Source organism: Streptomyces sp. ISL-99, assembly GCF_018614005.1.
Taxonomy (GTDB): Bacteria; Actinomycetota; Actinomycetes; order Streptomycetales; family Streptomycetaceae; genus Streptomyces; species Streptomyces flavidovirens.
The window spans coordinates 163,211-185,150 of record NZ_JAGGPC010000022.1; the positions used below are offsets into that span (position 1 = coordinate 163,211).

Below are 21,940 nucleotides of genomic sequence, written 5' to 3' on the forward strand. Positions count from 1 at the left end.
GATGTGGCTGTCACCTGTTACTGACCCGTCAGAGCGAGCGAGGAGCGTCCGCCCAGATGCCCACTTCCGGTTCCGGTGCACGGCCGCCGACGATCGCCGATGTCGCGAAGGCCGCTTCGGTGTCGCGGACGACCGTCTCGCACGCCCTGAACGGGCTCGGCAAGGTCGACCCCCGGACCCGCGAACGCATCAAGAAGGTCGCCGCCGAGCTCGGTTACCGGCCGAATCTGCGGGCCCAACGGCTGCGGCGGGGGCAGGCGAAGGCCATCGCGCTCGCCTCGTCGATGCCCTTCGCAGTGGCCGGCGGGCCGTCCCGGCTCGGCTTCTACATGGAGGTCGCCGCGGCGGCTGCCGAGCGGGCGCTCGTGCACGGCTACGCGCTCGTTCTCGTACCGCCCGTCCAGTCGGCCTCGGCGCTGTACTCCCTCGACATCGACGGCGCCATCGTCGTCGAACCGGACGAGAACGACATCGCCGTGGCGCAGTTGCGGGAGCGCCACTTGCCGTACGTGGCGCTCGGGCGGCCCGTGTCGCCCGCGGACGACGCCCCGTACGTCGATCTGCACGGCGGCCTCGTCGTCGAACTGCTCCTGGCGCACCTGCGGGAGCAGGGGGCGCGCAGTCCCGCTCTGATCATCGGGGCCGGTGCCCGCCATTCCGCGGTGGACGCCCGCGCCGCGTTCGAGCGCGCCGCCGCCGAGCACGGCTGGGCACCGCTGGTCGCGACGGCCCCCGAGGAGGGCGGCGAGCAGGCCGGATACGACCGCTGCGCCGCCCTGCTGGCCGAACACCCGCAGACGGACGCGGTCTGCGCGCTCGTGGACGCTTTCGCGGTGGGCGCCGTACGGGCGATCCGCGACAGCGGCCGCAGGATCCCGGACGACGTCATGGTCGTCACCCGGTACGACGGTCTGCGGGCCCGGACCTGCGAACCGCCGCTGACCGCCGTCGACCTGCACCTGGACCGGGCCGCCGCCGACGCGGTGGAGCTGCTGCTCGGCCGGCTGAGCGGCGCGCCGGACACCACGCAGGCCACGAACGCGGCGGTGGCGACGGTGCCCGAGCCGCGCGTGATCCCCCGCGCATCCTCGCTGCGCGTCACGGCGCCAGCATGAGCACCGCCCCGGAGACGAGGGCGAAGGTCAGCACGAACAGGCGCATCCTGCGGGCGTCGAGGCGGTGGTGCACCAGGCGGCTCAGCCAGGCCCCCGCCGCCAGCGCGGGCAACAGCAGCAGCACCCACCCCAGTTCGGCCGGGCTGCCCTGCCCGGTCGCGAACAGCAGCGCGAGCGAGGCGACTTCACCCACGAGGAAACACACCGCCACCGTGGAGCGCAGCTCCGCCGGCGGGCGGTGCTGGTAGACCAGCGCGAGGGGCGGCCCGCCCACCCCGGTCGCGGTCTCCGTGAGTCCGGTGACGGCCCCTGCGGCGACGTACGCGCCGCGCCCGGGCGTGAACGCCGGAGCGGCGAGGCTCACCACCGCCGCCAGCACGGTCGCCGCCCCGACGAACAGGCCGAGACTGCGGTCCGGGATGACCCACAGCAGCATGAGCCCGCCGGGCGTGGCGGCCAGCCGCGCAGCGGTGATCCACCCCGCTCCCTGCAGGTCCAGGGAGTCCCGTTCGCGCCAGGCGACGTACAGGTTGAGCGGGATCATCGACGCGAGGACGAACACCGGGACCAGCCCCGGATCGAGGAGTCCGGCCACCGGTGCGACGATCAGCGCGAAGCCCAGACCGCTGCTTCCCTGGACGAACGCCGCGACGGCCACCGTCACCGCGAGGATCGCCATCGTCTCCGTACTCACTGCGCCGTGCTCCACTCCGCCTGGGCGTGCCGTGCCTCCGTGGACGTGGGGTGGACACGGGTCACGGGCGCGCGCAGCAGCACGTCCCGGCTCAGTTCGGCGGCCCGCCGCACCAGCGCCGGGCCGTCCCAGTCGAGCGGCCAGCCGCGCCACAGACGCAGTCTGCCGCCGACGAAGACCGCGGTGATCTGGTCGCGGTTGCCGCGCCGTACGAGCTCCCACGGCAGGTCCCACGACAGCCGCATCTCCGGGCCGCTCACGTCGACGAGCAGGAAGTCGGCGGCGGCTCCCGCGGCTGTCCGGCCGGTACGGGCGCCGAGCCCGACGGCGTCGGCGCCTCCCCGGCCGGCGTGTTCCAGCCAGGTCCAGCCGGCGCCGCAGGAGGAGTCCCCGGTGGCCAGGCCGTACGCGAGGCGCTGCGCGAACTCGGCGGCCTCGGCCAGGCGGAACGCGTCACCACGGGTGCCGTCCGTGCCCAGTCCGAAGCGGATCCCGCGTTCGGCCATGGTGGTCGCCGGGGCCACCGCGTTGCCCTTCCAGGCGCTGGCGACGGGGTTGTAGCTCACCGCGGCTCCCGAGTCGGCGAGCAGGGTCACTTCACGCGGGGTGAGCAGGGTGGCGTGGGCGGCCAGCAACTGCGGGCCGAGGGCGCCCACTTCGTGGAGGTACTCCAGTGGGCGCAGCCCGTGCTGGACGAGGGAGCGTTCCACGGCGGCGAGATGCTCGTTGACGTGGATCTGGACGACGGCTCCAGCCGCCGCGGCCAGCCGGGCGGTGTCGCGCAGGGTGTGGGCGGTCGCGGCTTCCGGGACGGAGACGGCGAGGGAGGGATGGATCAGCTCCTCGGTGCAGTAGCGGACGAGGTGCTTCTCGGCACTGGCCAGGGTGGTCGAGGTGTCGGCGCCGCTGTCGGCGTCGTTGCACACGAGGCCGAGTACGCACCGGATCCCGACGTCCCGGGCGGCCGCGGCCACCAGCTCCACGTCCACCTGGGCCCGGGTGCCCGCTTCGGCGACGGTGGTGAATCCGCCGCGCAGCGACTCGAGCGCGGCGAGCTTCGCCGCGACGTACACCGCCTCCTCGTCGAGCGCGCCTTCGAGGGGCACCCACAGCCGGCGGAAGATCTCGGAGGGTTCACCGAAGGCCAGGGCCGCGCCGAAGGTCTGGGTGAGGTGGTGGTGGGCGTCGACGAATCCCGGCATCAGGATGTGTCCGCGCAGCCGTACGGGCGTCAGGTGCGGGTAGGTCCGCTCCAGTCGTTCGGCCGGTCCGACCGCGAGGAAGGTACCGCCGGTGACGACGACCGCGTAATGGTCCATCGGTCCGTCGGACGTCAGCACCACGTCGGGCGCCAGGAGCAGCGCGTCGCCGTCGGCGCGCAGATGGTCGGGGGTCAGGTCGAGCTGGTCGGTCATCGGGCTCTTTCCGGTACGGGTGGGGTCAGTGGTGCTGGGCGGGGGCGGGTTCGCCCGCTTCTGGCTCGGCCTCGGCCTGGGCCGGGACGGCGGCGGGCGGCGGCGGCTTGCGCGTGAGCCGCGGCCTGACGTGGTGGAAGAGGATGTTGAGTACGGCGGCGACGAACGCCCCGACGGCGACGCCGCTTTCGAGCAGGATCCGGACGCTGGGCGCGAAGCCGCCGTACACGCCGGGGATGAGGATGGGCAGCAGGCCCAGGGCGATGGCGACGGCGCAGATGAAGGTGTTGGTGTGCCGGTCGAGGTCGGCGCGCCCCAGCATCTGCACGCCGAGCACCGTGATCACGGCGAAGACGACCATGGCGGTACCGCCGACGACGGCTGACGGGACGATGCTGATCGCGCGGGTGATGGGCGCGAGGAAGCCGATGGCGATGAGTACGACGCCGGCGGCCGCCGTGACGTACCGGCTGCGTACGCCCGTGACGCGCACGATGCCGATGTTCTCGCCGCTGGTCACCATCAGCGGCAGGCCGAAGAAGCCGCCGAAGAGGGACGTGAGGGCGTCGCCGCGGATGGTCTTGGGGACGTCCGCGCGCTTGTCGATCTCCTTGCCGACGGCTTCCGCGTTGATGACGGTCTGTCCGGTGGCCTCCGCCATGGAGGCGAGGCTGTAGAGCATCAGCGGCAGCGCGGCGAGCAGGTTGAACTGGGGCGAGCCGAACGGCAGGAGCTGCGGCATGCTCAGGAGTGCGCCCCCGGCCGCCGGGCCGGCGTCCACCGCGCCGAGTGCGAAGGCCAGGACCGTACCCGCGATCAGGCCGAGCATGACGGCGAGTTGCCGCAGCATTCCGGTGAACAGCCAGTAGAAGGCGACGGTGAAGCCGATCGTCGCCAGGCCGAGCAGGAGGTTGGTGGTGTCGGCGAAGCCGGGCTGCCCGGGGCGGCCGGTGACCAGCAGCGCGCCGACCTTCACCAGGTTGACACCGACGATGACGATCATCGTGCCGATGACGAGGGCGGGGAAGAACGCGAGCAGCCGGGAGAAGACGGGCAGCACGACGAAGTAGAAGGCGGCGGTGATGATCACCGCGCCGGTCGCGGTGGGGAGGCCGTGCTGTTCGGCGATGGCCAGGAAGAGGATGAGCGGGGCGCCGCCGGGCAGCATGACGAACGGCAGTCTGGGGCCGAACTTCCATGGCCCGAGCGACTGGATCAGGCTTCCGATCCCGGAGAGCAGGAAGGCCGCCGAGAGCAGGTTGACGGTCAGACCGGGGTCGAGGCGCAGGGTCGCGCTCATCAGGAAGATCGCCGAGATGGGGGTCGCGGCCATGACGAGGACGTGCTGGATGCCGAAGAGCAGGATCCTGCCGATCGGCCGGGATTCGTCCACGGGGTGGATCGGTTCCGGATGGGTCGACTCGGGGTGGATCGACTCGGGGTGAAGGGACGCGGGGCGGGGACTGGGCACGTTCGAGCTCCGTTCGGCTCGCTCCGGTTTCGACCGTGATCCGGCCCGGGACGGGGGCCAAATCGATTCGGCCAAATCGATTTGGCCGTCAGTATGTGAGGGCCTGGAGGACGCGTCAAGACATCGCGCACGCCCGCTTCGGAGCGCGGCCGCCCCAGAGGCCCGCAACCGATCCGGCTACCTCCGGCGAACGGGTGGTTGTACGGCCGCACGGCTTCACGTCCGGCAGGCCGGGCATGCGTTCGTCGAACGGTTTCGAGCCGAGGAATGGTGTGGTGATGACCGAATACGAGCGTTCACGCACAATGCCCGCACTGCCGGAGCATGTCTTCGACCAGGCGGCCAATGTCGACCAACTGGACCAGTGGCTGCCGGAAGCGCTCCATGTGCGCCCCGGGGAACTGCCCGCCGTCACCGTCCACGAGGACCGCACCGACGAGGACACCTCGGCTCTCCTGCGCACACAGAAGGACCAGATGCGGCTGGAGTGGGGCACCAGGGACTCGGGAAGTTACACCGGGTGGCTCCAGGTGGCCGGCATGGGCAGCGGGGCCACGGAGGTGACGGTGCATCTCTCCTTCTTCGACGAGGACCACGACCCGGGCGAGGAGGCAGCGAACGCCGCCCTCGACCACAGTCTCCAGCGCCTGGAGGAACAGGTGCGGCTGCGCGTCGACGGCGGCGGCGCCGGCTGAGCCCTTCCGCGACGCACCTGAATATCTGTCCTGGCGGCGATAGACATACGAGCCCCGTGTGAGTAGGGTTCCTGACGTAGCCGAAGAAGTCAGCGATACGCGGCAGAGACGAACTGGCGCGAGCAGTACACGGCACGGCGACGGAGCGGTGAGGCCAGGAAGTGCAGGAAGGTCTCACGGCTGGTTGCCGGGCCGGGCGGCCCCCAGGGGCGCCGCAGAACCGCATGACCGCATGAACAAGCAGTACCCGTACCAAGAAGAAGCGAGAGAGGAGCAGACGCCATCAGGATCGCCCGAGCGAGGATCCAGTTCGCTCGGGTACCGCAGGCCCCGGATTGGAAGGTGGTCCCCGGTCACGCATTCACGATCCCCGCATTTCCGGCCATCCAGGCGGATACGCGGAAACAGAAAGCCGGCGCAGCCCAGAGCCGGTAGATGGTGTTGAAACCCCTCGGGGCCCCGGTGCCGTAAGGCATCGGGGCCCCTCGACGCGTCCCAGAAGAGGTGCAAATGACGCCAGAAACCCATCCGCACACCACCACCGACCGGCTCGACGACGACGACTACCCCGCCTACACCATGGGCCGCGCCGCAGAGATGATCGGCGCCACGCCCGGTTTCCTGCGGGCCATCGGCGATGCCCGGCTCATCACGCCCCTGCGGTCCGACGGCGGCCACCGCCGCTACTCGCGCTACCAGTTGCGCATCGCGGCGCGCGCACGCGAGCTCGTGGACGCCGGAACGCCGATCGAAGCCGCCTGCCGCATCGTCATCCTGGAAGACCAGCTCGAAGAAGCTCTGCGTCTCAACGAGGAACTGCGCAAGCCCACTGGGTGAGACCGTCCCGGTAGACCGATTGCCGCCGCCTCAACCACCGGGAGGGGCCTGCCGGATCGCAGGAAAGGTGCCGAGCGCCGAAAATGGCGTGTGAACGGCCGCGCGCTTCGACGGCTACCAGGCAGAGACTCCCAGCAGTGAGGACCACACCGATGAGCGAGCAGTCCCCTTCCCAGGCAGAGGGCGAGCGCGAAGGCGAGACGCACGAGGACCTGCGGCAGACGACCCCTTCCCAGGCGGAGGGGGAACGGGACGACAACGACGAGCAGAAGTCGGAGGAGCCCGGTCCGCAGTAGTCACCTCGGGCCGCCTCGCTGCCGCGGCCAAGGAGGCCGGGAATGTTCGACGGTCGCCCGGCGTGGGCGCACGAGGTCCGGCGAGACCGGACCTCGTGAGCAGGACAGCAGGCACTGCTACGACACTTCCTGGGCCACCCGTCAGGGGGTGTGCGACCTGATCAGGTCTTCCATTGACGTGTCCTGCGGGAGCTGGCCTCCCGGTGTCAGTTTGTCCACCGCCTGTGGCAGAACCTGAGCGAGCTGGTCGGCAGCCTCGTCCGGTGACAGCCCCGCTTGCTGGGCCACTTCCTGGAGTGTGTCCGGCGGCAGCGCCTCCGCGAGTTGTGCTCCGTCGATCGGCTCGTTGGCGCCGGCTCCGACCCATGAGTGGGCCTGATGGCCGAGGCCTCCCTCACCGAGCGCCGCCAGCAGTCCGTCCAGCGGGTTGCCGCTCCCTGCCGTACTGCCGCCCAGTGAGTCCAGCAGCGAGCCGAGGAGGTTCGCCTTTCCCTCGTCTCCTCCCAGCATCCCTCCGAGCAGACGTCCCAGATCCTCTCCCGCCACGGTCAACCCCTTTCTCGTCGGTAAGCCGGTAAGTCAGTAAGCCGGTGGACGCGTGCGACGGCCCCGGCCGATCGTGCCACCCGTGTACCCACGCGGCCTGCTGCTACCCGGAAAGTCACCCGTATACCGGCGTGCGCTACGCCGATCGCTGACCGCCGTAGCGCCGCATCCCGCCTGGCGGGACGGATGATGGAGGCTGCTGAGAAGCTGCCGGACTGGAGAGCCGTGGACCTGGAGAGCATCACCGATGAGCTGTACGGGCTGGCCCCGGCCGACTTCACCGCGGCCAGGAATGAGCGCGCGGCGGCGGCCCGTACAGCGGGCGACCGCGAGTTGGCCGGGCGGATTCAGGCGCTGCGGCGCCCGACACTGTCGGCCTGGGCGAGCAATCTGCTCGTACGTCGGCAGCCCGAGCAGGTCCAGCCGCTGATCAGCCTCGGCGAAGGCATGCGCCGGGCCCACCGTGATCTCGACGGCGAGCAGCTGCGCGAACTCGGCCGGCGGCAGCACGACCTGGTCGGCGCGCTGGCCCGGCAGGCGAAGCAACTGGCCGCCGACGCCGGCCATCCGGTCAGCGAGGACGTACAGCACGAGGTCGAGAGCACGCTGCACGCCGTCCTGGCCGACCCCGACGCCGCTCGGGAGTGGGCCGCGGGCCGCCTCACCAAACCGCTCAGCCCGCCGGTCGGGTTCACCGCTGCCACCACGCCGACCGCCGTGCCGCACAAGGCTTCCCGCCCCGCTACCTCTGCTGCCGGGGCCAAGGAGAAGGAACGGGAGGAGGAGAAGGAGAGGGCGCGCGAGGAACAGCGTGCTGCTCGGCTCGCCCGGGCCGAGAAGGACGCCACGACAGCCGAGCAGCAGGCACGGGACTCCGAGGAGGAACTCGCGCGGGCCGAGAACCGGTTGCGGGAAGCGGAGAACGAGGTCACGGCGCTGGCCGAGCAGTTGAAGGAGGCCAAGGAGCGGCAGAAAGCCGCCCGGGGAGCGGTCGCGACGGCGCGGGACCGTGCCCGGGAAGCCGGCGCCGCGGCCCGCAAAGCCCGCAGGCGTGCCGAGGACGCGGCCGCGCAAGCCGACGGCCGGTGACCGACGGGTGGCAGGCGGCCGTTCGGCTACGGCAGTTCGACGGTCTCGATGCCGGGGTTCATCTTGTGCAGCTCGCCCGGCCGGTCGGTGATGACCGGCCAGCCCGGGCGCCGCAGCGCCAAGTGGCCCACATGGGCGGTGGCGAGGTCGACCTGGGCCATGGTGGCGAGTTCGGCGACCGCCAGGGCGGCCGGGCGGTCGAGGCCGTGGAACTCGAAAACCGGTGCGGCCAGCGCCAGGTCGACCTGCTCGCGGCGCCGGGGCGAGATGTCGTGGCCGATCAGGCCGGCGGCGAGGGCCGTGGTGGGGACGTAGAGGACCTGGATCTGTTCGACCGACACGACTACCCGCGCCACCATGAAAGGGCGGCCGAGGGCGAGTTGCCGTATCGCGCCGGCATCGAGGATGTACCCGCCGATCACGCGGCCGCGCCCCCCGCGTCGTCTCCCCGCCGGTCGGAGGCCCGCGCCCACTCCACGGCCTGGGCCCACTCTTCGGTACTGGTCCGCTCGACCTCCGCGGCCCAGCCTTCGATGATGCGCTGGGCGCGCTCTTCGCGACCGAGGCGCTCCTCGACCGCCTCGGTCACGTACGCCGACACGGACTCGATGCGCTTCTCCTTGGCCAGCCGCTTCAGCGCGGCGGCGCTCTCCGCCGGGATCGTGATCGTCACGCGTTCCTTGTCCGTCATACGGCCAGCGTACGACCGTATGCGTCGGCGCGGCAGGGGGACCGCTCACCCCGCCCTACGGCCGGTCCCGGCTCAGGCGGCCGCCGGTGCCAGTTCCGCGCGGCCGAAGAGCAGGGCGTACCCCCTCGGCAGGACCGCGGTGATGCGCCGCGTGAGGTCTTCGCCCGCACAGTCCGCCAGGACGCCGAGCACCGAACTCACTCCCCAGCGCGCGGCGGGGGGCGTGAGTCCCCCGAGTCTCGCGGCGACGGTCTCGACGAACTCCGGCGCGGTCAGGGGCCTGGTGGCCGGCTTCTGGCGGGCGAGGATGACGGCCGCTTCCACAGGCAGCAGGCGCACCAGTTCGCGGCGCTCGTCACCAGTGGTATGCGTGCCCAGCACAGTCAGTACGGTGCGCAGGACGCGCTCCGCCTCGGCGTCGGTGGCGTACTGCCCTGAGGCGCGTACCTGCTGTACGAGTTCGTTCCACCGCATCACTGTGGCTACCTGCCTCTCTGCTGTTCTCTGCCTAGTGCCCACGGAGTTCGAGTGGTGTCCGAAGGCTGCCCGGAGGGTGTCCGGAGGGTGTCCGGAGGGTAATCGCGTGGTGACTGAGTGGTGACTGAGTAGTGTCCGAATTCAGCATGCCCCCTCTGCAGGGCGGCAGCACCTTATGCGGGAGCCCGCCCCGCCGCCGCCCCGACTCGGCCGAACGCCCCACAGCTCAGGTCGCCTGGGGGCGGCCGAAGAGGAGGTCGTAAGCGGCAGCTGGAGCAGGACGCGGCGCATCAATGCGTCGTCGGCCGCATCGGCGACCACGCTGAGGACGGCACTGACGTCCCACTTCGCGGTCTCTTCCGTGGCGCCCTCGATCCACGCCGCTGTCGCCCGTACGAATCGCTGCGGCCCGAGCGGCTCAGCGGCCGGCAGCGGGTTGAGCAGCAGGAGCGCGCACGTTTCCGGCAGCCGGGCGGCCAGCTCGGACCGCTCGGAGCCCACGACATGCGCGCCCAGGAGGGCGATCACCACGCGAGTCGCCCGCTCGGCTTCCTGCCGTGAGGAGTACTGACCCCGTTCCTGGACGGTAGTCAGGAACGCGTCCCACTTCATCACCATGCCGCCAGGCCCTTTCCTCGTACGTGCTCGCATCTGTTCCGCTCGCGCCCCGCCCGTGGCGGGGCGCAGGGGGCGGCGGGACCCGGAGCGCGGCCCGCGGTCCGGGTCCCGCCGGAGTCAGCCGCTGATCTCCTTCTGCGCGGTTCCACCGGTGATGGAGATCTTGCGTGGCTTGGCCTGCTCCGCGACCGGGATCATCAGGCGGAGCACTCCGGCGTCGTACGACGCGTCGATGCGCTCGGTGTCCAGGGTCTCCCCCAAGAACATCTGACGGCTGAAGGAACCCGTCGGCCGTTCAACGATCAGGACTTCCGCGCCTTCGCCGGCGTCGGAGCGGCGCTCGGCCTTCACGGTCAGCACGTTCCGCTCGACGTCCAGGTCGATCGACTCGGGGTCCACACCGGGCAGATCCAGTTCGACGACGAACGTGTCGCCCTGCCGGAAGGCGTCCATCGGCATGGCCGCCGGCCTCGCGGTGGTGCCCATCAGCTGCTGGGTGAGCCGGTCGAGTTCACGGAAGGGGTCGGTACGCATGAGCATCATTGGTCACTCCTTTCCCGGATACGGGATGCACATGGCGACACCACCTATATAGCTCGCAGCAGCAAACTTGACAAGCTCCCGCTCAATCTCGAACGCCGTGATTTCCGGTGGCTCCGCGGGCAGCGGCGACGGCCCTGACGCCGGGGGCGGGCGTCAGGGCCGTCCAGGCGCGGACTGCCGCGGTCATCCAGGCTTGATGCGACCGCGCCACGATCCGGATTCGCCGCCGCGATGCTCGATGAACTCCTTGAATCGCCGCATGTCACCCTTCACGCGCCGGTCGATCATGCCGGTCATGTCGGCGGTCTTCTCCGCCGCGCCGCTCGTTTCGATGTCCATCACGAGCTCAACCCGTGTGTGCGTGTCGTCGAGCGGCTGGAACCGGACCATGCCCTTCTGGTTCGTGTCACCACTGGTGGTACGCCAGGTGATCCGCTCGTCGGGGAGCTGGTCGACGATCTCGGTGTCGAACTCGCGCTTCACTCCCCCGATCTTCGTGGTCCAGTGGTTGTGGCGGTCGTCGATCTGCCTGACTTCCTCCACCCCCTCCATGAAGTTCGGGAACTCCTCGAACTGTGTCCACTGGTTGTAGGCGGTACGGACGGGGACCTCGACCTCTACCGTCTCCTTCACCGTGCTCATCTGCGCCTCCTCCTGGGTGACGCACGGCAGCGTGCCTGCCGTGCGGATCTTGGCACGTGGCATCGGGTACCCGATCATCGCGCCCCTAGTCGGGGGTTTCGTGGGGCAGCTCCCGCGACCGGCCGACGCGCAGCCGGCCCCTGAGTTTGGCCACCAGCGGGTACTTCTCCCGCTGCTCGCGGGACTGCCGGTCCAGCTCCTCCACCAGCCGCATGGAACGTTTCTCCACGTCCAGCTCGTCCAGGATCCGGTCGACCTCGGCCAGCAGCGCTCCGTGCAGCTGCCACTGGCGCGGGTGCTCCTGTACGCCGTCGAGGAGCAGGTGCGCCAGGATCTCGCGGCTGTCGCGGCTGGCGGCGAGCTCCCTGACCAGCCGTTCCTCCGCCTCCTCCGCGTTGACGCTGACCTGCGTGGTGATCAGCACGGCGAAGCTCTCGACCGCACGGGCCATATGGATGAACAGCTCCCGCAGGGCGGTGGCGATCTCCGTGGAGAAGAGCGGTTCGTCCGTCCGTGCCTTGGCGAGGTCGGTAAGGGTCCGGCATGCCGTACGGAGCACCACGGCGCAGATCTCCAGGGTGTCCAGGCCGGTGCGCAGTACGACCCGGAAGAGCAGTCCCTCCTTGACCCGGGGGTTCATCCGGAGGCTGTCCTCCGCCTGCCGCAGGGACGCGTCCACCTCCACGATGTCGTGGTCGAGGCGACGCGCCTCGTGCAGCGCCTCGGCGGCCTCCGCCACCGAGGTGTGACCGCGCACTTCGTCGCCGAGACTCAGCAGCAGATCCCGCATACGGCGCGCGAGCCCCTCGATGGCCGCACTCGCGGGCTGCACCCAGACCGGTGGCGCGAACAGCACGTTGAACAGCAGTCCGACGACCGCCCCGATCAGTGTCTCCAGCACCCGGTCCCAGGCCGTCGCGGCCACCCGGGTCACCCCGAGCACGAGCATGGCGCTGATCGCGACCTCGGGTACGAACTCACCGGCCCGTACGAAGCGTCCGAGCACCAGCGAGGCGAGGATGATCAGTCCCAGGCTCCACCAGGTCAGGCCCACCAGGGAACTGAAGCCGATGGCGATGACCACCCCCGCCACCACCGCGTTCACCCGGCGCATGCTGGTGGTGAGAGTCGCGTACAGGGTGACCTGAACGACGAGCAGCGCGGTCAGCGGCGCGGTCAGCGGCGCCGGTTCACTGCTCAGCATGAGGGCGACGACGTAGGAGATCACTGCGGCAACGGTGGACCTGACGGTCTGTACGACCACGGGTTCCTTGTGCCGCCGGACGAGGTTCAGCAGAGGGTCGGTAACTTCAGGCACCCTTAGCTTGTTCCCCCTCTTCCCTCACACAGGCACCATCCGCTGTCAATCACCCGTGCGCTCGTCCCAGGTGAGGGGCTGTCGGGCGACGTGTGCTCAGTCGTCGAGCTTGACGCGCAGCTTGGCGTAGTCGCCGTGGAAGACGGCCTCGACCTGTCCCTCCGCGTCCTCGTACTTGCCGGTGCCGCCAGTGATCGCCGCGTCGCCGCCGTACGTGTCGGAGCGGCGGTGGTCGATGGTGCCGCTCAGGGTGATGCTGCCGTCGTCGGTGCGCAGCACGCTCTGGCACTGCGCGACGACACTGTGAGGCGTCACCTCGACAGCGCTGCAGTGGGCCGTGGCGTCACCGATCTTCTTGCCGGGCTTGCCCTTCTTGAGGTCGTACAGGTATGCGTACGAGGTCCAGTCGCTGCCCTTGCGCAGCACACGCGGCATGGTGTCCGAGTGCTTGTGCGCCAGCCAGTTGAGCACCTTGGCCTTGGACTCGGCCTTGGGCACGGGGGCGGCCTGAGCGGTGAACGCGAGGGCGCCCGTGACGGTCATCGCCATGGCGGCGGTGGTCACAGCGGCGGACAGCTGTCGGGCACGGATGCGGAGCATGGAACCTCCAGTAGATGAGAGTGGGATCGCCCGGCTCCGTGGAGACGTCGGGCGAAAGCGCGAGCCCATTCCAACGCCCGCAGGCGGCTTCGGGTGACTGCCACGAGCGCGGATCACCCGCCTGGTTGCGCGCTGTCACCTCTTCAGCCCTCAGGAGAGGTTCGGCCTCAGGGGCGCGGCGGTGCGGCCGCCTCGGCCGCGGCCAGGCACCGCTCGACCGCCGACCGCGGATCACGGGCGTAACTGCCGTCCCCGAAGAGCTCGAAGGTCAGGTGGCCGTCGTACTGCCGGCGGTCGAGGGCGGCCAGGTACGCGGCCAGCGGCAGTTCCCCGTCGCCCCACGCCAGGTGTCCCGCGGGGCGGCCGTCGATGAGGTGCACGTGACGGATCCGGGCGCCGAGCGCGTCGAAGGCGTCGTCGACGGTCTCTCCGGCGACGGCCATGGCCACCGTGTCGAGTACGGCGCCGAGATTCGCCGCACCGATCTCGTCGGTCATGGTCGCGAGGGTGCGGTAGTCGTTGACGAGGTTCGACTCCACTCGCTGGAGCGGTTCGAGCACGCACGTCACCCCGAGGGTGGCGGCGTACCCGGCGATGTCGCCGATCGCGTCGACGGACCGGCGCCACGCGGCCCGCACTGGTTCGTTCTCGTAACCGCGCCCGGGGGTGACGAGGAGCAGCTGTGCGCCGAGCTCGGCGCACAGCTCGGCCGCGCGGCGGAACATGGCGATGCTTTCGGTGCGCAGCCAGGTGACCGGTGAGGCCACGTTGACCGGGTACATCACCTGCTCGGGGGTGAGGCAGTGCGTCTGGAGGCCGCGCGCCGCGACGCTGCCTCGGATGCGGCGCGCGTCGGCGTTGCTCAGCCGCGGGATGTGGAGATGGGGCGCGACGCCCCACAGTTCGAGCTTCTGCCGGCCGAGGCCGGCCATGTCGTCGAGGAAGGTCTCGAACGGCAGGTGCTGGTAGGCGAAGTTGGATCCGGTGATCTGCCGGGCGGAGAGGGCCATCGGGGCTGGGCTCCTGTCGTGGGTGGCGCGCGGTCACTTTCCGATTCCGTCGGCGAGGCCCTTGACGATGTAGCGCTGTCCGAAGAAGAAGAGCAGCACCACCGGTACCGCCGCGATCACCATGCCGGCGAAGACGACGGGGAAGTCGGTGCCGTGCTTGCTCATCAGGCTCGTCAGGCCCACCGGGAGGGTCTGTACGTCGCTGCCGTTGGTGAACACCATGGCGAAGAGGTACTCGTTCCAGGCGAAGAGGACGTGCAGCAGCACCGTGGAGGTGATGATCGGCTTGCACATCGGCAGGATGATCCGCCAGAAGGCGGTCCAGCGACTGGCGCCGTCGATCTCGGCCGCCTCGTCGACCTCGCGGGGCAGGTCGATCATGTAGGCGCGGATGAGGAAGGTGGTGAAGGGGACGCGGAACGCCGTGTACAGGATGAGCAGGGCCCAGAAGCTGTTGTAGAGGCCCATCGTCTGGAACATCCGCACCAGCGGTACGAGCGCCACGGTCGGCGTGAGCATCAGCCCGCCGAGGATGACGGCGGTGAGCACCTTGTTGAGCGGGATGTTCACGCGCGTGAGTCCGTACGCGGCCCAGGCACTGATGAACACGGTCGCGATCGTCGACGTCACCGTGACCAGCACACTGGCCATCAGATAGTCGCTCACCCCGCGGTTCCACGCCTTCTGGTAGTTGGCGAAACTCCAGTCGACGGGAAGCGCGAAGGGGTTGTCGAAGAGTTCCGCGTTGGTCTTGAACCCGTTGAGCACCATCCACAGCAGCGGGTAAACGACGACCACCGCGAGGCCGAGCAGGAAGGCCCACATGAAGACGCGCGCGATCGCGCCGATGAAGCCGAGGCGGCTCACCATTCCACCCTTCTCCTACGGGTGATCCACAGCTGCGCCACGGCGATGGTGAGGGTGATCACGAAGATCACTGTGCCGATCGCCGCGGCATAGCCGAAGTCATTGCGTACGAAACCGTTGCGGTACAGCCAGGTGCCCAGCACCTGGGTCGAGTTGTTGGGGCCGCCGCTGGTCATCACCATGACCTCGTTGAACACCTGGAACGCGCCCGAGACGGTCACCATCATCATGAGACCGGTCATCTCACGCACCAGCGGCAGCGTGACGTGGAAGAAGCGGCGTACGGGCCCGACGCCGTCCAGGGACGCCGCCTCGTACAGCTCGGAGGGAATCCGCTGGATCGCGACGGCGAACAGCAGGGTGCAGTACCCGAAACCCTGCCATTGGCTCATCGCGATGACCGCGAACATCGCGGTGCTCTCCTGGCCGAGCCACGCCTGGCCGAACTGCCCGAGCCCCACCGCGTCGAGCGCGTGGTTGAGCAGGCCCAGGTTCGGCTCGTAGACGAAGTAGAAGAGCAGGCCCGCCACGGTCAGGGAGATCGCCGAGGGGATGAAGTAGACCGCGCGCAGAGCGCGCCCCCAGCGCTCGCTGCCGACGGATTCGACGAGTGCGGCGAGCAGCAGGGCGCCGAACACCTGGAATACGATGGAAATCACCGCGTACCAGAGGTTGTTGGCGAACGACGACCAGAAGACCGGGTCGTCGAACAGCTCGCGGTAGTTCTCCAGGCCGACGTACTCCTGGCTTCCGCTGTAGATGTCCCACGTGAGCGTGGAGAACCCGAAGTTCTGCACGAGCGGCAGGTAGACGAACACGGAGAGCAGGGCGAGGGCCGGAATGACCCAGGCCAGGCCGAGTGCTCTTCGGCACATGGTGCGCACCGGCATGTTTCCCTTCTGCCGTGCGGACTACTTGGCCGACTTCGAGGCCCGGCGCACGCTCTCAAGCACTTCCCCGGGAGACATGCCGCCGCTGATCAGCGCCTCACCGCCGGCCAGCCAGGCGTCGGCCACCTCGGGCGCTGTCACCATGTCCAGCCAGCCGGCCAGGCGGGGCGCCTTGTTGACGGTCTCGATGCCCTGGAAGACGGCCTTGCTGGAGGTTTCGGGCGTGACGGCGCCGACGACCGTGCTGGGCTGCCCGTAGGGAGGTGAGGAAAGCTTCTTCGCGCTCGCACGCTCCGTCACGAACTTCATGAAGTCGACGGCGAGCGCCGCGCGCGGCGACCTGGCGTTGACGAGGTATCCCTCCGGCGCTCCCTCGATCGCCTTCGGGTCACCCTTCGCGCCTTCGGGGACGGGCAGGGGCTGGATGACCAGATTCTCGGGCGTGAGGGCCCCGGCCGCGGACCGGGCCGCGGTGGTGGTGTCGAACTCCAGGATCTCCTGGTAGTACATGGCCGCCTTGCCTCGGGAGAACGCTTCCTGCGCCGACGTGTAGAGCACGCCGTTGGTGCCGCCGCGGGTGTCGGTACAGGTGCTGACCAGCATTTTGAACTGCTTGAGCGCGGCGAGGTAGCCGGGGTGGTCGAGGGTGGCCGACGCGGGGTGGTAGTCGGCTTCGCGGGTCTTGGCCGGCACGTGGTAGGCGAAGAGCTGCTGCAGGTAGTGCAGGGCGGGCCAGCCGTCCTTGTTGCCGAAGGCGATGGGCTCGTATCCGGCGTCGCGCAGTACCGGGCAGGCGGCGAGGAGTTCCTCGAAGCTGGTGGGCACGTCGACGCCCGCCTTGGCGAAGGCGGCCTTGTTGTAGCCCATGAACTTGCCGTTGTTGTAGAGGGGTATCCCGTAGTACCGGCCGTCGTAGGCGAAGGCGGACAGGGATGCCTTGCTGAACGTCCGGCCCCACGCGGTGTCCGGTCCGATCACCTCGGTGAGGTCCGACGCCCGGCCGCCGCGGACGAAGTTCTCGGCCCAGTTGCCCGTCCAGGTGAAGTAGATGTCGGGCAGGGCGTCGGAGGCGGTGAGGGTCTTGGTCTTGTCCTTGATGCTCTGGTCGGTCTCCTGGATGAGTTCGACCTTCACTCCGGGGTGCTTGCGCTCGTACGCCGCCGCGAGGTCCTCGAAGTAGGGACTGAGCGGATCACCCGCGAACTTGGTGAGGATGCTGAGGGTGCCGGAGTACTCCGGCTTCGCGGTGACGTCGGCCGCCGGCTTGTTCGCCGGCCCGGCGAAACAGCCGGTGAGGGCGAGCACCGAGGCCCCGAAGAGTGCCGCGTACGTCGTCAGTGCACGAGCGCGCATGGGCTTCCTTTCTGACACGGACCGCTGATGTGCGGCGACTGTACAGAGATTCTGATACCGGTACCAGGGTGCACCGAAGATCTTCTTTTCAGTCAGTCGGGGGCGATCCTCGGCTGGAGGCCGGACGGTGACAAATTTCCGAATCGACGCAGGCAGCAGGCGACTTGGCGCGTGCTCAGCGACACGAGCAGCGCCTCTCGGTATTGACGCCGCACGTCCACTGTGCCAGCGTGAGCCCCGCGTGATACCGGTATCAGGTCGCTCAGCGCCGCCGGCCGCACCCTTTCCTGAAAGGACGCGAAGATGCTCGGATTCAACGAGCCGGAATTCCTCTCCCAGCTGACGAGCACGGTGGCGTTGCGCCCCCGGATCGAGGAGCTCGCCGACCGCCTCGTGGACGAGGGGTTCGACAACCTCTTCCTCGTGGGCGCCGGCGGCACCTACGCCCAGATGTGGCCGTACGAGCACCTCGCCCGGCGCAGCTCGACGCTCCCCGTACGCGCCGTCATCGCCGCGGAGTTGGCCGCCTCGGGTGACGCCACCCTCGGCGAACGCTCGGCGGCCGTTTTCACGTCCGTATCGGGCACGACCGAGGACAGCCTCCGCGCCATCGAGTTCTGCAAGTCCAAGGGCGTCCACACGATCGGCTTCACCGGGTACGCCGATTCCCCCGTCGCCCGGAGCGTCGACACCGCACTCGTCTCGGAGCCCAAGGCCTGGCCGTTCGACCCGCAGATGCTGCTGTTCATGGGCCGGCTCCTGGACCGCCGGGGCGAGTTCGAGGGTTACGAAAAGCTCGCCGACGAGCTCGCGGACCTCCCGCGCGTTCTCGCCGGTGTGGCCAAGCAGGCGGAGGCTCCGGCAGCGGCCTTCGCCGAGGCCCACAAGGACACCGACTACCACTTCCTCGTCGGTGGCGGAAACCTGTGGGGATTCACGTACCTCTACTCCATGTGCATCCTCGAAGAGATGCAGTGGCTGCGCACCACCCGCGTGCACAGCGCCGAGTTCTTCCACGGCTCCCTCGAACTGCTGGAGCAGGACACCAGCGTCGTCATCTTCCAGGGCGAGGACGAGACGCGCGCCCTCACCGACCGCGTCGAGGCGTTCGCCAGGCGCGTCTCCCGTGACGTCACCGTCTTCGACACCCGTGACTACGCGCTGGAGGGAATCAGCCCGGAGTTCCGCGGCCTCCTCGCGCCGCTCGTGCTCGACACCGTGATGGGCCGTGTGAGCAAGCACCTGGAGCGCGTACGGGACCACTCGCTGGACCTGCGCCGCTACTACCGGGTCATGGAGTACTGAGCCGACGGTCCTGCCGCCCTCGCCCCCAGGACAACGGGCGGGGGCGGCGGCTCCGTACCCCCCCCTCGGACAGGAGAAACAGAGACCCTATGAGAGTCCTCGGCTTCGGCGACAACAGCGTCGACCGGTTCGTCGACCGCGGCATCGACTACCCGGGCGGCAACAGCGTGAACGTGGCCGTCTACGCCCGGCGCCTCGGCCTGGAGGCCGCCTACCTCGGGGTCTTCGGCGACGACGGCCTCGGCCGCTTCCTGCGCGACTCCATCACTGCGCAGGACGTGGTGGTGGACCACTGTGTCGTACGGACCGGCGAGACCGGCCTTTCCACCCTGCGCGTCGACGACGGCGACCGCGTCTTCCTCGGCTGGAACGGCGGCGGCGTAACCGTGCGGGAGCCGCTCACGCTCGACGGCGAACTGCTCGCGTACGTCGCGTCCTTCGACCTGGTGCACTCCAGCGTGTACTCCCGCAGCGAGAGCGAACTGCCCAAACTCGCCGGGCCCGGCCCGCTCGTGACCTTCGACCTGTCGAGCGACGACGAGTTCCGCACCCCCTCCTACCTCGACCGCGTCTGCCCGTACGCCGACCTGGTCCTTCTCTCCTGCTCACACCTCGACGAAGCCGCCACGTGCTCGCTCCTGGCCGAGGCCGTGGACCGGGGGGCCCGGCTCGCGCTCGCCACCCGCGGCGTGGACGGTGCGATCGCCTACGACGGCCGTACGGTCCACACGGCGCCGGCACGCCGCGTGGACGCGGCCAGGCCCCTCGTCGACACGATGGGCTGCGGCGACGCCTTCCTCACCGGCTTCGCCGTCTCCCTGCTGCGGGGCGGATGGTCCCGGGACACGCCGCCCCACCGGGACCTGACCGAGCGCGCCCTCCACGACGGAGCCGCGGCCGCCCACGAGCAGTGCTTCGTCGAAGGCGCCTTCGGCCACGGACGGCCCACCGGGCAACCGGCCGTGTCTAGCATGTGGCGAGCCTTCGACCAAGAGAATTGAGGTACGGATCCATGCCAGCAGACCGGGGCCGCACGTCGGGGCCACCGACGATCTCCGAGGTGGCCGCCGAGGCCGGTGTCGGCAGGGCGACCGCGGCCCGGACGCTCGGCGGGTACGGATACGTCAGCCCCGAGTTGAAGGAACGCGTCCTCGCGGCGGCCGAGAAGCTCGGGTACCGCGCGAACGCGCTGGCGCGCAGCATGTCGACCGGTGTCAGCCACACCCTCGGAGTCATCGTCGCGGACATCGGCAACCCGTTCTTCGCCGGTGTGGTGCGCGGCATCTGCGACACCTCCCGGGCCCGGGGCTTCGACACCATCGTGCTGAGTACGTACGAGAACCTCGACGAGGAGGTCGCGGCGACCAACGTGCTCATCGACAAGCGGGTCGACGGCGTCGTCATCGCTTCCGCCGCTGTCGGTCGCGGTGAAGTGGCCCATATCCGGACGGCGTTGGACCGGGGCATCCCCGTCGTGCTCGTCGACCGGGCGATCGGGGCGCTCGATCTCGACGCCGTCGTCATCAACAACCGGGACGCGGCGCGCGAGGCGGTGGAAGTGCTCATCGCGGCCGGGCACCGCCGCATCGGATTCGTATGGGGGCCGCCCGTGACGAAGGTGCCCCGGACCCGGCGTGATCTGCTCGCCGCGGCGTCGCGCAATCTGTGGACCGACGGGGAGCGGTTGCGCGGATACCTCGACGCGCTCGACGACGCGCACATCCCCTTCGATCCGGAGCTGGTGATGGTCGGGCCCAAGACCGAGGAACGGGCGACCGAGGAGGTCGTACGCATGCTGCGACTCCCCCGGCGCATCACCGCGCTGTTCTGTACGGAGACCGACGCGGTGACGGGAGCCCTGCGCGCCGTCCGGCAGGAGAAGCTGTCCTACCCGCGCGACCTGTCCCTGATCGGCTTCGACGACAGCGCATGGGCGGCGGTCATGGACCCGCCGCTGACGATGATCGAGCAGCCCGTGCACCAACTCGGCGCGAAGGCGGCCGAGGTGCTCCTCGATCCCCTGGAAGGCGCTGAACCCCGCCGCGAGATGCACACGCTGCGCACCCGCCTCATCCTGCGCTCTTCGGTCGCACCGCCACAGCCTTCCTGAGGACAGCGGCGTCGCGACGCGCGGGGCGGCGGATGACTGGATGCCGTAACAAACCGGACCAATCATCGAGCAGGAGAGAGCGAAACGATGGCCGCACAACCAGAGGGCGTTCCGTGCTGGGCTGGACCTTCGGCGAGGGCTCGTCGGAGTACGGCAACTACACGCAGGCCTACTCCGACGGCAAGGCGGTGGCCGCCGTCGTCCCGCCGATGCCCGGCCAGGAGACCCCGTCGGCCTGGTGTCTGTACTTCGCGTCGCCGGATGTCGCCGCCACCGCCCGGAAGATCACCGACAACGGCGGTGAGGTGCTGATGGAGCCGATGCAGGTCGGCGACTTCGGTTCCATGCTGATCGCGAAGGACCCCAGCGGTGCCACGTTCGGCGTCTGGCAGGCGGGCAAGCACGAGGGCTTCGAGAAGCGCGGCGAGCCGGGCGCGTACGCCTGGGCCGAGGTCTTCACGCGCGCCCCCGAGAAGTCGGACGCCTTCTTCCCCGCCGTCTTCCCGTACACCGTGCAGCGGATGGAGGACGACGCGATCAACTTCAAGGTCTTCAACGTCGGGGACGACACCGTCCTGGGGCGGATGACGATGACGGACGAGTTCCCGCCGGGGATCCCGCCGTACATCCAGGTGTACTTCACCGTCGAGGACTGCGACGCTGCGGTGTCGAGGGCGACCGAGCGCGGCGGCGAGCTGCAGTTCGGGCCGATGGACAGCCCGTTCGGCCGGTTCGCGGCGCTGACCGACCCGCAGGGCGCGGCGTTCGCGGTGATCGACATGCGGACGACGAAGGGCGAGATGCCGAAGATGACGGCTGCCTGACGCATCGCACTCGGGGCCCGCCTGCTGCGTACCGCCGCCCATAGGGTGGGCGCATGAGCGATAAGTGGTCCTCGGCCGGCGCCGGAGTCATGAGGTTGCCCTCCGGCCTGCTGGTGCGCGGCCGGGGTCTGCGTCATCCGCTGCCCGCAGGGCTGACGCCGTCCTTCGCCGTCTACCTGCTGGGCAAGGAACCGCCGCCGGTGGCGTGGGAGGCCCGATGGCTGCGCTGGCCGGATTTCCGGCTTCCGCAGGATCGCCGTCAGGCCCGGAACGTACTCCGGGAAGCGCTGGAGCGGGCGGCCGACGCGCGCGTGGAGATCGCCTGTGGTGGCGGTCGCGGGCGTACGGGGACGGCGCTGGCGTGCATGGCCGTCCTGGACGGGGTCCCGGCGGGCGAGGCCGTGGCGTACACCCGTCGGCACTACCACCCGCGCGCCGTGGAGACTCCCTGGCAGAAACGCTTCGTGCTGCGATTCGGCGACGACGGCACGTAACCCTGTGTGCCGCGTCACGAGCGCGAGGTGGGCTCCGCGT

At 69.8% G+C, this 21,940-nt stretch carries 25 protein-coding genes and 1 pseudogene; 10 read left to right on the forward strand and 16 right to left on the reverse strand.

The window, feature by feature from the left end:
• Positions 1-56 precede the first annotated feature (56 nt).
• Positions 57-1,115: a LacI family DNA-binding transcriptional regulator gene (locus J7E91_RS13670; protein ID WP_214902906.1), complete on the forward strand. Its 1,059-nt coding sequence runs from the start codon at positions 57-59 to the stop codon at positions 1,113-1,115.
• Here the strand turns inward: J7E91_RS13670 and J7E91_RS13675 are convergent.
• From J7E91_RS13675 to J7E91_RS13685, 3 genes are read right to left on the reverse strand one after another with little or no spacing between them, the layout of a single operon-like run.
• Positions 1,099-1,809: a sulfite exporter TauE/SafE family protein gene (locus J7E91_RS13675; RefSeq protein WP_214902910.1), complete on the reverse strand. Its 711-nt coding sequence runs from the start codon at positions 1,807-1,809 to the stop codon at positions 1,099-1,101. The genes J7E91_RS13670 and J7E91_RS13675 overlap by 17 nt on opposite strands.
• Complete coding sequence (locus J7E91_RS13680; RefSeq protein ID WP_214902913.1) at positions 1,806-3,224, reverse strand: amidohydrolase family protein; 1,419 nt, start codon at positions 3,222-3,224, stop codon at positions 1,806-1,808. The genes J7E91_RS13675 and J7E91_RS13680 overlap by 4 nt, the downstream gene beginning before the upstream one ends.
• Before the next feature lie 25 nt (positions 3,225-3,249).
• Positions 3,250-4,695: a uracil-xanthine permease family protein gene (locus tag J7E91_RS13685; protein WP_308376494.1), complete on the reverse strand. Its 1,446-nt coding sequence runs from the start codon at positions 4,693-4,695 to the stop codon at positions 3,250-3,252.
• 278 nt (positions 4,696-4,973) lie between these two features.
• Between J7E91_RS13685 and J7E91_RS13690 the strand changes: the two genes are divergently transcribed.
• The 3 genes from J7E91_RS13690 (at position 4,974) to J7E91_RS13700 (ending at position 6,523) form a co-directional block, all read left to right on the forward strand.
• Positions 4,974-5,390 (forward strand): SRPBCC family protein, encoded by a 417-nt coding sequence (locus J7E91_RS13690; protein ID WP_214902926.1) that lies wholly within the window; start codon positions 4,974-4,976, stop codon positions 5,388-5,390.
• 510 nt (positions 5,391-5,900) lie between these two features.
• Positions 5,901-6,227, forward strand: coding sequence for a MerR family transcriptional regulator (locus J7E91_RS13695; RefSeq protein WP_214902931.1), 327 nt, complete (start codon positions 5,901-5,903; stop codon positions 6,225-6,227).
• Positions 6,228-6,379: 152 nt separating this feature from the next.
• Entirely contained in the window at positions 6,380-6,523 is a 144-nt protein-coding gene (locus J7E91_RS13700) for a hypothetical protein (protein ID WP_214902934.1), read from the forward strand.
• Between the two features lie 141 nt (positions 6,524-6,664).
• Here the strand turns inward: J7E91_RS13700 and J7E91_RS13705 are convergent, their stop codons facing one another.
• Positions 6,665-7,069, reverse strand: coding sequence for a YidB family protein (locus J7E91_RS13705; RefSeq protein WP_214902937.1), 405 nt, complete (start codon positions 7,067-7,069; stop codon positions 6,665-6,667).
• Between the two features lie 186 nt (positions 7,070-7,255).
• Here J7E91_RS13705 and J7E91_RS13710 point away from each other — a divergent pair, with 186 nt between their 5' ends.
• A complete protein-coding gene (locus J7E91_RS13710; RefSeq protein WP_251015610.1) occupies positions 7,256-8,158 on the forward strand; it encodes a hypothetical protein in 903 nt (300 codons plus the stop codon).
• 26 nt (positions 8,159-8,184) lie between these two features.
• Here the strand turns inward: J7E91_RS13710 and J7E91_RS13715 are convergent, their stop codons facing one another.
• The 12 genes and pseudogenes from J7E91_RS13715 to J7E91_RS13770 form a co-directional block, all read right to left on the reverse strand.
• Positions 8,185-8,580 carry a hypothetical protein gene (locus J7E91_RS13715; protein WP_028812684.1) on the reverse strand — a complete coding sequence of 132 codons (396 nt, stop codon included), beginning with the start codon at positions 8,578-8,580 and terminating at the stop codon, positions 8,185-8,187.
• On the reverse strand, positions 8,577-8,849 hold the full coding sequence (locus J7E91_RS13720; protein WP_214902940.1) for a ribbon-helix-helix protein, CopG family: 273 nt from the start codon (positions 8,847-8,849) through the stop codon (positions 8,577-8,579). Before J7E91_RS13720 ends, J7E91_RS13715 begins: the two co-directional genes overlap by 4 nt.
• 72 nt (positions 8,850-8,921) lie before the next feature.
• A complete protein-coding gene (locus J7E91_RS13725) occupies positions 8,922-9,323 on the reverse strand; it encodes a DUF2267 domain-containing protein (RefSeq protein WP_214902943.1) in 402 nt (133 codons plus the stop codon).
• Positions 9,324-9,552: 229 nt separating this feature from the next.
• Positions 9,553-9,938 (reverse strand): annotated as a pseudogene (locus J7E91_RS13730) (DUF2267 domain-containing protein).
• 123 nt (positions 9,939-10,061) lie between these two features.
• Positions 10,062-10,487 carry an Hsp20/alpha crystallin family protein gene (locus J7E91_RS13735; protein ID WP_285439082.1) on the reverse strand — a complete coding sequence of 142 codons (426 nt, stop codon included), beginning with the start codon at positions 10,485-10,487 and terminating at the stop codon, positions 10,062-10,064.
• Positions 10,488-10,670: 183 nt separating this feature from the next.
• Positions 10,671-11,129, reverse strand: a complete 459-nt coding sequence (locus J7E91_RS13740) for an SRPBCC family protein (protein WP_214903443.1) — start codon at positions 11,127-11,129, stop codon at positions 10,671-10,673.
• Between the two features lie 85 nt (positions 11,130-11,214).
• Positions 11,215-12,447: an aromatic acid exporter family protein gene (locus tag J7E91_RS13745; protein ID WP_214902946.1), complete on the reverse strand. Its 1,233-nt coding sequence runs from the start codon at positions 12,445-12,447 to the stop codon at positions 11,215-11,217.
• 96 nt (positions 12,448-12,543) lie between these two features.
• Positions 12,544-13,047: a hypothetical protein gene (locus tag J7E91_RS13750; protein WP_214902949.1), complete on the reverse strand. Its 504-nt coding sequence runs from the start codon at positions 13,045-13,047 to the stop codon at positions 12,544-12,546.
• Between the two features lie 167 nt (positions 13,048-13,214).
• Positions 13,215-14,057 carry a sugar phosphate isomerase/epimerase gene (locus J7E91_RS13755; RefSeq protein WP_214902952.1) on the reverse strand — a complete coding sequence of 281 codons (843 nt, stop codon included), beginning with the start codon at positions 14,055-14,057 and terminating at the stop codon, positions 13,215-13,217.
• 33 nt (positions 14,058-14,090) lie between these two features.
• Positions 14,091-14,927 carry a carbohydrate ABC transporter permease gene (locus J7E91_RS13760; RefSeq protein WP_214902957.1) on the reverse strand — a complete coding sequence of 279 codons (837 nt, stop codon included), beginning with the start codon at positions 14,925-14,927 and terminating at the stop codon, positions 14,091-14,093.
• Positions 14,921-15,814, reverse strand: a complete 894-nt coding sequence (locus J7E91_RS13765) for a carbohydrate ABC transporter permease (RefSeq protein WP_251015611.1) — start codon at positions 15,812-15,814, stop codon at positions 14,921-14,923. The genes J7E91_RS13760 and J7E91_RS13765 overlap by 7 nt, the downstream gene beginning before the upstream one ends.
• A gap of 21 nt (positions 15,815-15,835) precedes the next feature.
• On the reverse strand, positions 15,836-17,167 hold the full coding sequence (locus J7E91_RS13770) for an ABC transporter substrate-binding protein (RefSeq protein WP_214902960.1): 1,332 nt from the start codon (positions 17,165-17,167) through the stop codon (positions 15,836-15,838).
• Between the two features lie 303 nt (positions 17,168-17,470).
• On the opposite strand from J7E91_RS13770, the gene J7E91_RS13775 reads away from it, so the two are divergent.
• The 5 genes from J7E91_RS13775 (at position 17,471) to J7E91_RS13795 (ending at position 21,900) form a co-directional block, all read left to right on the forward strand.
• On the forward strand, positions 17,471-18,472 hold the full coding sequence (locus tag J7E91_RS13775; protein ID WP_214902962.1) for an SIS domain-containing protein: 1,002 nt from the start codon (positions 17,471-17,473) through the stop codon (positions 18,470-18,472).
• 89 nt (positions 18,473-18,561) lie between these two features.
• Positions 18,562-19,473 (forward strand): PfkB family carbohydrate kinase, encoded by a 912-nt coding sequence (locus tag J7E91_RS13780; RefSeq protein WP_214902965.1) that lies wholly within the window; start codon positions 18,562-18,564, stop codon positions 19,471-19,473.
• Positions 19,474-19,484: 11 nt separating this feature from the next.
• Positions 19,485-20,582, forward strand: a complete 1,098-nt coding sequence (locus J7E91_RS13785; RefSeq protein ID WP_214902968.1) for a LacI family DNA-binding transcriptional regulator — start codon at positions 19,485-19,487, stop codon at positions 20,580-20,582.
• A gap of 113 nt (positions 20,583-20,695) precedes the next feature.
• The gene (locus tag J7E91_RS13790) at positions 20,696-21,406 is read left to right on the forward strand and encodes a VOC family protein (protein ID WP_308376497.1); all 711 of its coding nucleotides are present in this window, start codon (positions 20,696-20,698) and stop codon (positions 21,404-21,406) included.
• Positions 21,407-21,459: 53 nt separating this feature from the next.
• Positions 21,460-21,900, forward strand: a complete 441-nt coding sequence (locus J7E91_RS13795; protein WP_214902974.1) for a protein-tyrosine phosphatase family protein — start codon at positions 21,460-21,462, stop codon at positions 21,898-21,900.
• Positions 21,901-21,940 lie beyond the last annotated feature (40 nt).

Excerpts from the sequence above, each read along its gene's own strand:
- J7E91_RS13670 (WP_214902906.1), top strand. The coding sequence starts at position 57 with ATGCCCACTTCCGGTTCCGGTGCACGGCCGCCGACGATCGCCGATGTC.
- J7E91_RS13680 (WP_214902913.1), bottom strand. The coding sequence starts at position 3,224 with ATGACCGACCAGCTCGACCTGACCCCCGACCATCTGCGCGCCGACGGC.
- J7E91_RS13690 (WP_214902926.1), top strand. The coding sequence starts at position 4,974 with ATGACCGAATACGAGCGTTCACGCACAATGCCCGCACTGCCGGAGCAT.
- J7E91_RS13695 (WP_214902931.1), top strand. The coding sequence starts at position 5,901 with ATGACGCCAGAAACCCATCCGCACACCACCACCGACCGGCTCGACGAC.
- J7E91_RS13700 (WP_214902934.1), top strand. The coding sequence starts at position 6,380 with ATGAGCGAGCAGTCCCCTTCCCAGGCAGAGGGCGAGCGCGAAGGCGAG.
- J7E91_RS13710 (WP_251015610.1), top strand. The coding sequence starts at position 7,256 with ATGATGGAGGCTGCTGAGAAGCTGCCGGACTGGAGAGCCGTGGACCTG.
- J7E91_RS13720 (WP_214902940.1), bottom strand. The coding sequence starts at position 8,849 with ATGACGGACAAGGAACGCGTGACGATCACGATCCCGGCGGAGAGCGCC.
- J7E91_RS13725 (WP_214902943.1), bottom strand. The coding sequence starts at position 9,323 with ATGCGGTGGAACGAACTCGTACAGCAGGTACGCGCCTCAGGGCAGTAC.
- J7E91_RS13735 (WP_285439082.1), bottom strand. The coding sequence starts at position 10,487 with ATGATGCTCATGCGTACCGACCCCTTCCGTGAACTCGACCGGCTCACC.
- J7E91_RS13740 (WP_214903443.1), bottom strand. The coding sequence starts at position 11,129 with ATGAGCACGGTGAAGGAGACGGTAGAGGTCGAGGTCCCCGTCCGTACC.
- J7E91_RS13750 (WP_214902949.1), bottom strand. The coding sequence starts at position 13,047 with ATGCTCCGCATCCGTGCCCGACAGCTGTCCGCCGCTGTGACCACCGCC.
- J7E91_RS13755 (WP_214902952.1), bottom strand. The coding sequence starts at position 14,057 with ATGGCCCTCTCCGCCCGGCAGATCACCGGATCCAACTTCGCCTACCAG.
- J7E91_RS13760 (WP_214902957.1), bottom strand. The coding sequence starts at position 14,927 with ATGGTGAGCCGCCTCGGCTTCATCGGCGCGATCGCGCGCGTCTTCATG.
- J7E91_RS13765 (WP_251015611.1), bottom strand. The coding sequence starts at position 15,814 with ATGCCGGTGCGCACCATGTGCCGAAGAGCACTCGGCCTGGCCTGGGTC.
- J7E91_RS13770 (WP_214902960.1), bottom strand. The coding sequence starts at position 17,167 with ATGCGCGCTCGTGCACTGACGACGTACGCGGCACTCTTCGGGGCCTCG.
- J7E91_RS13775 (WP_214902962.1), top strand. The coding sequence starts at position 17,471 with ATGCTCGGATTCAACGAGCCGGAATTCCTCTCCCAGCTGACGAGCACG.
- J7E91_RS13780 (WP_214902965.1), top strand. The coding sequence starts at position 18,562 with ATGAGAGTCCTCGGCTTCGGCGACAACAGCGTCGACCGGTTCGTCGAC.
- J7E91_RS13785 (WP_214902968.1), top strand. The coding sequence starts at position 19,485 with ATGCCAGCAGACCGGGGCCGCACGTCGGGGCCACCGACGATCTCCGAG.
- J7E91_RS13795 (WP_214902974.1), top strand. The coding sequence starts at position 21,460 with ATGAGCGATAAGTGGTCCTCGGCCGGCGCCGGAGTCATGAGGTTGCCC.